This window comes from Dysgonomonas termitidis, from assembly GCF_054657735.1.
Window position 1 is genome coordinate 3668131 of sequence record NZ_BAAHYD010000002.1, and the last position, 13325, is coordinate 3681455.

Genomic DNA, 13325 nt, shown 5'->3' on the forward strand with positions numbered 1-13325 from the left:
TGCATTTTTAATTAATTGATGGTTGTTTAAATAACCGGGGAGGTAGTTATGCCTCCCCGGCAGCATTTTACATATCTGAAATTTCTATATTTAAATTCCCAGATCTACTTTATAAGAGTGTAGTTTCCAGGGAAGTACAGTAACATCCACGCTCATCCATGTTTCAGGAGAAGTTAACGGATCGGTAGGATCAATCGGATTTTCAGGTTCTGTTACTCCCGGTACACTTGGTTTTGGGTCCGGATTTTTCAGATTAGGACTGTTTGGATCTTCAGGATAAAGTGGATTCCAGTTAGTTCCTAAATTCTTAAAACCTGTAATATGAACATGATAAACATTGTTTCTCACAACAGGGGAATTATACCAGTTTGGTACATTATCCGGATTCACCCAGGCATAGTACAGTATTTTACCTCCTACATATTTAGCTACAGTCTGTCCGATAACACCGCCTTTTGCCGGATCTACAGCATTATCCGAAGTTGTGTAAAATCTTCCGTTTGCTCCTACATAGAAGTCGTCCCCAGCTGTATAAGATCCTCCGTCAATAAACGCAGCCGGAGTAAATTTAGCCCTCACCAGGACATATGCCGTGTTTCCCTTTTTAAAGTTTGAAGTACCAGCACCCCCAATGGCATGTGTATTCGCCAGTATGAACTTACCTGATAGTTGTGCATCCAGATCGGCAGTTACTGTTCCTTTAGGGTCTGTATTATAATCAGACATTGTTGGTACTACTGTTCCTCCAAACTGAGATGCCGGATCGTATGCTTCGAATAAGCCTGAATAGTCATATTTATTACCGGCGTCACTTATATATGCCGCATCTGTAGCAGGCGACCATTCAAAATTAGGTGTAGCAAAATCAGCTTTGCGCTGAACAAACAGGGAGTTCTCTCCCTGAGCCAGTACCCATTTTATATCTGAAACAGTACCCAAAGTAGCCGCTCCCGACTTTATATCATAAGTATTACTTTCCGTTGTCACCATCACCCTGGCCACAGCTCTTTCCACATTCACACTGGCACGGTTTTGCCCTCCGGAAATCGTCTGATTTTCTGTTATATTAGGAGCTACATTGATTGTGATTTCGGCAGTATTAGTCATCACAATTGTTTCATCAACAATTCCATTTTTCTTCGCCAGCTTATCGGCTGATGTGCTTACGGCAAGATCTGCACCCGAATTAGCAAGGCTCAGGGCCAAAGTCTTATAGGCATTTTCAAATGCATCGGCAGGAGTAGCAGCCAAAGCTGTCTCGACTTCGGATGTTCCGTTTACCAATACATAAACTTTTTTAATACCTGCGGATGTTTTAATCGCTGCAGATGTCTGGGGTGTTAAAACTACCTGATTACCATTCTTCGTCATTAAATAATCAGTACCTACAGTGAAAGGCTTCATCGCAACGGAGGTTCCGTCGACAAGGTAAATCGCTATTTTTTCTATTTTATCTTTTCCTGCCCACTCATCAAGATAATTATAATCCTCCGGTAAACCTCCCGCCTTGTTTGAATTTTTATTTCCGCTCAAAGACATACTCAGCGTAACACTTACGTTTGTGTTGGCTTCTTTTTCTCCACCCGATGATGTTATATCATCGTCGTTGCCACATGCTGTAAATCCTAAAGCCAAGGCCACAGCGCCAATCATAAATAATTTCCTAATTGTCATATTTCTACCTGTTTTAAAGAATTGTTGTTGTAAAATCTATTCTGTATTTATTACTTTTCACCTTTTTGCACCTGTTGACTTTTCTACTATTTCAAGGTTTGCCATTCCGTCCGGGTCCTTGGAATCCGCTGATTTTGTAAAGTATTTCAGAGCCTTCTCCACGTCTCCTTTAAGAATATATGCAACTCCAAGGTTATTCCATGATTGTGGTTTATTTTCTATTTTCTTCAGCCGTTCAATGGCGGTATCCAGATTTTTACTTTCGATGTCTGCGGCAGCAGAATTCATAATCGCTATTTCACTTTCAGGATATAACCTCACGGCGATATCGAATACTTCCCTGAACTCTTTACTATCGGACGAATAACTCTCCGCCACCAGATATATTTCATTTAGGCTGAGCAGCTTAGGATTCGTTTTAATTATTTGTCTGGCTTCCTCCACATTGAAGGCACGCACTACATATGCAACAGAGTATTCGGTCCGGCGCAGCACCGGATAATAATTGTTAAGCAATATACGGTAAGTATCTCCACCCGAAAGTGTTAAGAGTCTCCCATCACGTGCATCGGGATTCGAAACATTGTCAATAATATCTAATATAGCCTGTTTATCCGTTAATGCAGATGCAGCTACAGCTTTCCGCAATCCGGGCCAGTCTTCCCCTATCCCATCGACTGTAAATTTATTACGCGGGATACCAAATTTAGTTACTAGATAATTGGCAAATGAGTTAGCCCTGTTTTCCGCCAGTTTCCTGTTATGCTCAAATCCTCCTTCCGGTGAAGCATATCCGGCTATGCTAAACTCTGTAATCTCCAAGTCTTTGTTATCTCTTATTTCACCGATCACACTATCTACCTGAGCAAATTCCCGCGAGTTATTCTTGTAGTCGCGTAACAGCTCATAGCGGTCAACGATATAATTAAAAGTAGCTGTATGACGATCATTGCGAGCTTTAACAGGCTCTACCTCAGGCACAATAAATGTAAGTTTATACAACTCCGGATCTTTCTTAGGCAATATATTCTGTACAATCAGTTGGTTGTCTGTAGGTTCGGAACAGTTTGCACACCCCGACACATTCGTTTCAATGGCAAGTAATGCGTCATCCATCCAGGATTTATAAGGAACGCTTACACCGTAATTAATTGATTGTTCGGTTTTATTTTTTCTCTTAAGGATTATTTCCGGTTGCGTATCAAAAGGCAAATCTCCTCCAAGTTTATTCTTGCGGTTTATAATCTTATTCCGTAAACCTCCTGTTATAGCTACAGGTGGAAGATTTAGATAATCCATATTATTTTCATTGGATTTCAGCACAGGTGTGAGGATAAGCATATCATTGCTTCCAACATTCATTCCCTCAGGAATAACTATATCCATAGAAACTGATACCCGGCTGCCGTGCCTTACAAAACGCTCTGTCAATACCTGTATATTTGAAGCCTGTGTTTGCGAATAAACAGGTGTTAAGAATACTGTTAATAGTACGGATAAGGATAACTTTAATATATTTTTCTTCTTCATTGCTTCCTATTTTAAGAAATAAATAAAAGAAAGGCCTACTTTGGTTATACCCCAATAATTGTAATTGCCTTCATCTAATTTGGTCCCACAATCTTTACATGGATACTCATCGTAATGAATACGGGCATAACCTGCCCCAATATTGAATTCGAGGTTCCATCGGTTAGATAAGACCCATTGGTAACCATAGCTTATGCCTCCGCCATAGAGATACCCTTCGTAACGCTTGTCCTTGAAGACATCCAGACGGCCTACTGGTATATCCCAACCTCCGGCATTAAACTGTGCGCCATGCGCATGCAGACCTATAAAATGGCCATTAAAACTCTCGCAAAGCCACCATCGATATTCGGGTTGGATAAGCCAGTGTTTAAAACTCTTATTATCAGAAAACTCAAAGACGTTTAATCCCCCGGCGATTTCCAATGTGCTTTTCTTACCCAACCCAAACTCAAGGCCCAAATTGGGAGTAGTTGTACCCCAATATGCCAGATTGGTCTTTACACCTATTTCTTGAGATCTACTTACAGAATAAAAGCTTGTAAAAATCAAAATAACCAGGCAGACTTTTCTTAATGTTTGACTATTATTCATTTTCTTATATTATATAATAATTATCAGGTTTATACTCCTTACCCTATGAAAAGAAGTTCTACATTATTTATTAATATATTTGTGTTATGACTCTATATGATTTCATTCGTTTTTTTATTCTATAATAAAGAAATACCGATAAGGGTAAGCCATAATGACACGCATAGATCCACAGTTGCATTATTTTACGCAACCTCAGCAAAGTATTTCCGCACATTCAATATTGATATTATCTATATCCCAAAAATGATATATAGCCTGTAATTTAAAATCATCTTGCTATCTTTTGTTATACATCCAGAATCAATCATTAATGTAAAGTCTCACATTGTATTTCTTTTTACAAATATCTAGTTATATGATCTTATTAATGGTACATTTTTATAGTATTTCAAAGTAGTGGTTTTCTATTTTCAAATCTTAAAGCAGAATAATCACTATTGATATGATTTACAATTTACATATTCCCGTTAAATGTTTTTTAACCTATAAAAAACACAGGATAATGTATTTGACAAACGCATAATGCAAAAACAGAGGATTAAACTTTATCTCTTTATCATGCTATAAATCAAATAATTATAAATAAAAACTATTAAATATAGATATAATATATCAGCCCGTTTATATGAAATAAACTTATGAAACAGAAGATGAAAGTCTCTCACTAAAAGATGTATCATCTTATTTTTAATTTCTTGAAATATTAATTGATACATTATTTACATGGTATCAGACGCCATTTACAGCAGATTGGATGTAAAAAAATTCTTTAGCACATATTAATTATCCGGTTATAAATAAAAAACCTCCGAATCATCCCGACTCACAGGTTTTTGGAAGACAATAAGTATACACAAAAGCATATACATTAAAAACAAATCTTACGGTCATCACGACCATCTAATTCTCCACGTCATAAACTAATATAATTAGAGAGGCCTTTCACTCAAATACCCTGATAATCAAAGTCTTGTTTGTCAGTCAGATATTTAAGTATATTCTTCATCAACATCCTATTTCATACATTCTGGTATCATTAAGCAAAGTATTGTGAAATGATTTTTTAAAATTACAAAAGACACCGGCTAAAAAAGATATGATTAAAGTCCATATATTCTTCCATAAATACATAATAAAGATATTCATGCACAATTTACATAATTGAAAATCCGCGAACCATCCCGACCCACGGATTTCTCCTTAACACAAACTTTACAAAACTACACAGTAGCCAATATAAACTAGCTATCATTTTCCTATAAACTTTTATTCTATTCTTCTTTCACTTACATGTGTAAAAATATATAATCCAAAGTTTATAAAAGATACAAAATGTGAGCAGCAGTACACCCTCTACTTTCTATTTTAATATTTGCGGAAAGATTAAGAACATATATTGCATTTAATTTTCAAACATTCCATTATTTTGCATTCCGCAATTCTGTTATACCAATAATCGGGAATAAGTTATCTGGATGGAGATAATTTAGAGTTAATCAATTTCCGTTGCTCCTGGAAAAACTTATGCCTTTGAATCTCTCCACCAAATGTTATAAGGGTTGAATACCGTTTCAAAGATTCGATCCATAATGAGTGGTTCTTACAAATGATTGGATCAAGGGAATTAATGCCTCCTACGCCATATAATGCAATATGTGAACGCGAACTACCCTCACTCTCCAGTAACAGATAAGTAGCATCGATATCTATATTACACAAATACACGGCAATATTCGAATCTGTATTATTGTAAATTCCGGAAATCGATATATTTTCTATTTCTGATATCACTTCATTTAGCTCAGACTTAATGAGCTCGAGATCCTCTGCATCGAGCAAATTTAAATCATAAAAATAATTCATATCTCTTATCACAGATGCGAACATATCATGGTTAATTATTATCTGAGAATTTTTTACTTTCCGGATTTCTGTTACAAAGGCCCGGTGAGCAGTCATTAATTCTTTGTCTATCATGAAATCCCTAAAAGGCATAGACTGCATTCTCATAACCTGATAAGCCCATTTAAATAAGCGAAATTTAGCTAAGCTATCGTAATGGAGAAAAAATATAAAAGGAAGGCTGTTGAATGCACATTTAAACGTTGAGTTTTCCATTGTTCCAAACTTAGACGCTAATAATACATATTCCTCGATTCTTTTGGTATAATTCAGGTTAATATGGGTCATATCGACCAGATTCAATTCAAAGATCGCTTTCTTATCAACTTGTGAGCCTATAATATTATCTACAGAAAAACCCAATGCCTGTGATATTTGAGCTACTTCTTCAAATGAAAATCTTACTTCTCCCCGCAACCTCCTGTAAACGGATTCTTTACCCAGGCATAAAATATCGCCTAATACAGAGGCTACTTTTTCTTTCTCAGATTTTGTCAGATTCTCTTTTTCTGTAATCGCAGTCCGTATCGTCCTGATTAGTCTGTCATGCGCACTTGTCTCTTTCATAGAATTTATTCCTACATTCATGATTTAATTCCCTTTTAGTCTGTTTATAAATAAACTATAGAAAAGATTATTTACTTAACAACATTCTCATTTACACAATCCTTAAATCCTGTAAATTCAATATAATATAGCAATTGTAATTTTGTCGCAAAATTATAGATACAGACACTTTCGAAGAGTACATTTTGTGATTATTATCAAAGTATAATTTTCTTTTATAGCATTTAGAATATTATATATTTCATTTATAACATTTAAAACTTTTTACATGTCATTAAATGAATCAACACACAACATAGTGCAAATAACGAGCCTACCACGCATTACTTTTACTTTTTTTGACATTAATAAATAAATATATCAATTTATTAATATTTTCCAACCTTTACACGACTCCAAAATAAACCTTATACACTCAGCATGAAAATTTTTGACAGAAGTTGATCCATTTTATTCTGGAAATAAATTTAAAAATCACAAAAAAGTCTCTATCATCATTCTTTTTGCCAGTATATACAACATTTAGAATATTGAGTCTTTATCATCTTGAGATGGGGCAACCTATTTGTTATTATATGCTAAGAAGCATAGCAATGTTCTATGCTACCTAATTCATATCACTGATTATTAGAATGATGACGAAGTTGTACTATTTTTCCTCTATGAAGTTTGAACAAATCATTATACACAAGCAGACCGGGACCGGAATATCATATAATACAGAGAACTACAAGGGATAGCCCTTGTAGTTCTTCACTTTCAGATTATATGTAAATTAGCTACTATTATTTATTTGTGTAGCTTACGCTTTTATATTTAGAGGTAAATTGTAATGTCTTAAAATTGCTCTGTAATATCTCAATCCGGAATTGTTTTTCTTCACCGGGATCTAATTCATAATGGCGTGTGTCCCCGGCCTTCTTCCCATCAATATAGACCGTCAACTTTCCGGTATCTGTAAGTTTTCCTGTATTGGTAACCAACACATTCGCCACTTTTACGTCTTTTCCGGGCAAGTCTTCAACACCTACGACCGTTATGGCAAAATCTGCATTAAAGTTCAAAGGATAATCTATCTCCCCGTTGATACCATCCTTAGTTTCGATGAAACCGACACTGTCTTTTATCCGGTCTTTAGCTATGTAAGACGGGCTCTTTCCACCGACCATTATCTTGAATGATCCTTTTTCAACCACCCTGTCCATCTCATCATTAAGTAAAGACAATTGGTAAGGAGTGAGAACGAAAGACACTTTCTTCGACTCCCCCGGGTTCAGATGAATCCGTTCAAAGTCTTTCAATTCCATCACACGTGTTTTTACACTGGCGTACATATCGGTTATATATAACTGCGCAACTTCGTCTCCGGCTATTTTCCCTGTATTTGTCACCGTAGCATTCACAGACATATTCCCATTCTTTTCCAATGATATATTCAGATCCGAATAATCGAATGATGTGTAGCTCAATCCATAACCAAATTGATATAAAGGGTAATATGGCATATCTACATAATCATAAACCCGTCCCGATGTTTTGAAGTTGTAATACAACGGCAACTGGGCTGCATCCCTGGGGAATGTCATTGGTAAGCGCCCGGCAGGATTATAGTCTCCGAAAAGCACATCAGCGGTTGCATAACCTCCCTCCTGACCCGGCAACCAGTTTACCAGTATTGCCTGGCAATTTTCCGCTGCATATGACAGGTTATAAGGGCGGCCGGCCTGTAGTATTAACACGACCGGCTTTCCTGTTTTGCACACAGCTTCCAGCAATTTCTGCTGTTCTCCCGGTAATATCAATGTAGCAAGGTCGTGGTTTTCTCCCGAAGTATTGGTTATTCCCTTCAGGGCCTCACTTGTAGAACAATCGCCCAGCACAAGTACCGCCACATCGGCGCTTTCAGCCGCTTTCACAGCCTTAGCTATATCAGCCCCCTCTGTGCCGATAAAACGGCATCCTTCCTCATACACCACCTTTGTACTGTTATTCACTGCGGCTTTAATACCTGTAAGGACAGACTTTAACTGACCCGGCCGAGGCTTGGAAGTGTAGTCTCCCGGTTGCAGGTTATCTGCTGCCGGACCGATTACGGCAATCGTTTTAAGAGACTTAGATAACGGAAGGATATTCCCTTTGTTCTCAAGCAACACGATAGATTCCTGAGCCGTTTTGCGCGCCAGCGCCTGATGCTCCGGAGAATTCCATCCGGGATATATTTTATTCCAGTCGAGAGGTTTACATGGATTATTCTCGAACAACCCGTTCCTGAATAATGTGCGCAGGAGGGTTTTACATGTATAATCCAAATCTTCCATATTCAGCTCTCCTCTTTTAGCTGCCGCTATAACATCGGGGTCGTTGTAGGTGTCGCCGCAATTGGTGGCAATGCCTGCCGCAAGAGCCTGTTTTGCCGCTTCCACCTTGTCCTTCGCTGTATAATGTTTGCGGGCTGTAAGATTACCCAGGGCTCCGCAATCGCTGACAATGAACCCGTCAAAGCCCCATTCGTCGCGCAAGATTCCTTTCAGGAGCTCTTTACTTTTCGCAACAGGAACTCCCTGATAATCGGAGTAAGACATCATTATCGATTGATACTTGTATTTCTTAAAAATATTCCTGAAAGGTACAAGGTGTATTTCACGCATCTCCCGCTCGGAAAGTCCTATATCGTGGGAATCCCTCCCGCCTAAAGGCGCCCCGTGTGCCGCGAAATGCTTTGGAGTCGTCATCAAGCCTTTCGATTGGTATCCCTTTATCCATGCTCCGCCGATTTCCGTTACCAGAACCGGGTCTTCCCCGTAAGTTTCTTCACATCTCCCCCACCGGGCATCCTGTGCTACATCCAGTACCGGCGACCATGCCTGGACCGCATTTGCACTTACCGTTTCGTCCCCGATAGCCATAGCGACTGTTTCTATGAGTCCTTTATTCCATGTAGCGCCCATACCTATCGACTGCGGAAATATAGTTGCGCCGCTGCCATAAGAAAAACCATGTATCGCTTCCACTTTTTGTATAGCAGGAATCCCCAAATGTGGTATACCGGGTATTCCCCACCCTTCGCGAAGCAATTCCATTTTATCTTCTGCGGTCATCACGGATAGCAGATTTTCGACCCGAAGTTCCAGAGGCAGATCAGGGTTCATATAAGCCCTGTCCTTTAATGGTATATTTGCTATTTCCGCTTTTTTATCGAGGATAGATACTGATACCTCCTTAATTATCAAGTCTTTATTCAATATCCCCTCCTTGAATACAAAGCGGACATGTGCGCCATATTTCGGTGTAAACGACAGTACAGACGCCTTATCTTTCACCGACACTGTGTAATTCACCGCAGCACCCAGATTCATGGGATCGTATGTAATATACACAGATAATAGTTTTTGCAATTCCTGAGGAGTTATTCCCTCACAGTCTATGGTGATTGCATTTACATCTCCTGCTTTTTGTAACGAAAACATCAGCCACTCCGCTTTTTGCAAGTCTTTCGGGCTCAGTTTCCAATTCGTTTTCAGGCTGTTGTCAGCAACGGCGTTGACAGTCTTTTCATTGACCGATGTAGAAATTCCCGCTATGTTATTCTGCGCCACTGCTATTGTGGAGAAAAACAAAACACACAACAGGCTGATAAATGCTCTTGTCTTTTTTTTCATTGTACTCTTAGTTTTTTTATGATATTATATTCATGTATATTTTTCATATGGCACAAAGAAAACAGTATGGCATTAATAAATAGTCCGATGTAAGATTAACAGACACATAAAAATTCACTTAATGACGGATATCAACAGAGACATGAGATGAAAAGGTAACAAAAGTAACAAGAAATCAGTTAACAGTAAACAGTCAGCAGTTAACAACTCGTATCTTGTATCTTGTCTACTCGTAACTGCCTGTAGGGCAAAGTAACTCGTAACTATCAAAAAGTAACACCTTTTTAGCTATTAGCTGATAGCTGTTAGCCAATAGGCTATGTACAAAACTTGACAAACTTGACACATTTTCCACTTTTTTCTCCTGTCACTTTTCCTTATTCGGGCGTAAAACTTTACGTCCCTACAAATTCCAAAAAGTAACATAGGTTACAATTTTTTACACATATTCAATTTTTAAATCATTAAACCTTGAATCTTTAAATCTTTCCTATTCTTTCAAAGAACTATCAGCTGACGGCTATCAGCTAATAGTATAGATAAAGTTTTCAATTATTTATTCAATAAAAAGGCCATTAGTCCAGTGTAAAACTCTTTGTCAGTTTTATATCCTGAGACGAAGTTCCAACCATAAATTCGTAGTTGCCTTCAGGGGTAACAAATGTTTCCGTTGCATCGTCCCAGTATCTCAACAGGTCTTTCCTTATATTTATTTCCACAGTTTTTGTTTCACCTTTTTTCAGGGTGCTGCGCTGAAATCCTTTCAGTTCTTTTATCGGCATGACGATTCCCGGAGAAGGAATTTTTACATATACCTGAGAAACTTCATCCCCAGCCATACGCCCGGTATTTTTCAGTTCGAAGGAGACTTTGATATTATCTCCGTTGTCATTTACCTGTATGTTTTTGTAAGCAAATGTCGTATAGCTCAATCCATAGCCGAACGGATACAGCGGCTTCCCTTTAAAGTATTGGTATGTACGTCCTTTAGTAATGTCATAATCGTCAAAAGCGGGAATTTCGTCAAGGCTGTTATAGTATGTAACAGGCAATCGCCCGCCCGGATTATAATCTCCGAACAACACTTCTGCTACGGCTGCCCCACCCTGTTCTCCCGGATACCATGCATTCACTATGGCAGGGACATGCTCATCCATCCAGTTGATAGCCAGAGAGCTTCCTGCAACCAAAACGACTACAATATTAGGATTGACTTTGTATATTTCCTGTATAAATTCGATCTGGTCGGCAGGCAAAAGAATATCATACCTGTCCTGCCCTTCGCGCTCGATGGTTTTATTTATACCTAAAACAGCTATTACCTGCTCACATTCCCTTACTGCTTTTCCGGCCTCGCCGTACATATCCAGACGCTGCTTCGTACCTACATCCGGAACCTTCCAATATAGCTTGGCTACAGCATTGTCGCGGTTATTGAAATATTCGGCCCTGATGTCGTATTCTTTCCCTCCCTCAAGATATAAAGACACTGAATCGGTAGCAATGCTACGCTCAACCCATGCATCTATTAATTTCTTCCCATTGATGAAAAGGCGGCTGCCGTCATCGGCTGTATAATATATCGTATAATTTCCGGATACCCCGGGACGCAATTTACCCGACCAACGGATCGATACCGGAAACGGAGGTATAAACGGGTCCGGCGCCTGATTGGCTGGTTCGAAGTTTACCCATTCTTCGGTGCGCACTTTCGGTGTACCCGAAAGTTCCATATTACTGAAATACTCCGTCTTCAGACCTCCGGGAAAATAGCGGGCTGAAATCATCTCCTTACCGTCCATCGCCGATTTCCACGGCGCATATACTATTTTCATTTTATCCCCAGCCTTGCCTTTGATTCCCTGCAGAATAGAAACCGGAGCATTAGCCGGAATACCGCTATAATCTCCAAATTCGGAATTCCCGGCATTAATACCGACTACAGCTATAGACTTCACTTTTTTAGGATTAAGAGGTAAGGTCCGGTTGTTATTTTTCAATAAGACTATACTCTGGCGAGCCGCTTCAAGAGCCAGTTGTTTATGCTCAGCCGAACCAACAACCGACGGAGAGATTTTATTATACGGATTGTGGTTAGGATCGTCGAACAGACCCAGGTGCATTCTTGCCCTCAATACCCGGTATGCGGCCGTATCTATATCTGCCTGGCTGACCATATACCGGTTGTATGCATTGAGCAGTGGCTGCATATAAACATCATCGCCGCATTCGAGGTCTAGCCCGGCCTTTATCGACAGAGTAGCGGCAGCTTCCTTTGTTTTTACATATTTCATTGCCGACACTAAAAGACTTGGGCCTCCGCAATCGGAAACAACATATCCGTTAAAACCCCAGTCGTGCCGCAGAACCTTTGTCAACAGCCACGGATTGGCCGTACACGGAACATCATTTATCGCATTATATGCAGACATGACAGATGCAGATTTACCATCTTTCACGCACATTTCGAAGGCCGGGAAATAATACTCACGCAGTTGTCTCTCCGGTATTTGCGGGTTACAAACAAACCGGTTGTGTTCCTCATTATTAGCGGCGAAATGTTTAGGTGTGGAAACTATCTTAAGATAGCGGGGATCATCTCCCTGCAATCCTCTTACAAATGCTGTACCTAATACGCCCGACAAGTAAGGATCTTCCCCATAAGTCTCAGGTGTACGTCCCCATCGCGGGTCACGGGCCATATTCACGGTAGGCGACCAGAATGTAAGCAGGTCGGTAAAACGCTGGGTCTGCAACCTGCCCTGTTCCAGTTCGTTCCACCGGCCACGGGCTTCATCGGATATGGCAGTCGCTATTTTGTGGTGCAGCTCCGGATTCCACATACTTGCCAGACCTATTGCCTGCGGGAAAACCGTGAAACGGCCCGGACGGACAACCCCGTGCAATGATTCGTTGCCATGATAATACTTAGGTATCTGCAAACGGGGGATTCCCGGAGAAGTCGCCCTGAGAAGGCTTATTTTTTCTTCTATGGTAAGCCTCGGTAACAAATCCATTATTCGGTCGTGTACCGATGCTTTTTCATCCAGATATAAATCTTTTTGCTGCGCATGTAAACCGGCCGGCCGGAAAACCAACAGTAAAGGGAATAATCCCAATATTAAAAACTTTCTAAACATTGCTTTGTCTTTTTAGTATAAATTAATCGGTGGACAATAATTATATCTTATTATATGCATATCTTTCTTCTCTTCTGTGATGCAAACATAACTGCAGGGGATTAACAAGAACATAAAAAAAAGATAAATATTCCGGATGATTCCTCTTATAATTATCATATTCACATTTAGTTTTTTTATTTTTTGGCAAACATGAAGAATTATTCTAATTTTACATTATTCTATATATGTTTTCCTTAGTCGTACAGATAAGCCG

Annotated in this window: 6 protein-coding genes; all 6 read right to left on the minus strand. The window is 39.3% G+C overall.

What is annotated here, in order from left to right:
* Positions 1-90 precede the first annotated feature (90 nt).
* Positions 91-1674, minus strand: a complete 1584-nt coding sequence (locus ACYQ3L_RS19485) for an Mfa1 family fimbria major subunit (RefSeq protein WP_379995431.1) — start codon at positions 1672-1674, stop codon at positions 91-93.
* 57 nt (positions 1675-1731) lie between these two features.
* A complete protein-coding gene (locus ACYQ3L_RS19490) occupies positions 1732-3204 on the minus strand; it encodes an OmpA family protein (RefSeq protein ID WP_379995429.1) in 1473 nt (490 codons plus the stop codon).
* Between the two features lie 6 nt (positions 3205-3210).
* The gene (locus tag ACYQ3L_RS19495) at positions 3211-3798 is read right to left on the minus strand and encodes a DUF3575 domain-containing protein (protein ID WP_379995427.1); all 588 of its coding nucleotides are present in this window, start codon (positions 3796-3798) and stop codon (positions 3211-3213) included.
* A 1470-nt stretch (positions 3799-5268) separates the two neighbouring features.
* Positions 5269-6291, minus strand: coding sequence for a hypothetical protein (locus ACYQ3L_RS19500; protein ID WP_379995425.1), 1023 nt, complete (start codon positions 6289-6291; stop codon positions 5269-5271).
* A gap of 764 nt (positions 6292-7055) precedes the next feature.
* Positions 7056-9929 carry a glycoside hydrolase family 3 C-terminal domain-containing protein gene (locus ACYQ3L_RS19505; RefSeq protein ID WP_379995423.1) on the minus strand — a complete coding sequence of 958 codons (2874 nt, stop codon included), beginning with the start codon at positions 9927-9929 and terminating at the stop codon, positions 7056-7058.
* A gap of 575 nt (positions 9930-10504) precedes the next feature.
* On the minus strand, positions 10505-13069 hold the full coding sequence (locus ACYQ3L_RS19510) for a glycoside hydrolase family 3 C-terminal domain-containing protein (protein WP_379995421.1): 2565 nt from the start codon (positions 13067-13069) through the stop codon (positions 10505-10507).
* Positions 13070-13325 lie beyond the last annotated feature (256 nt).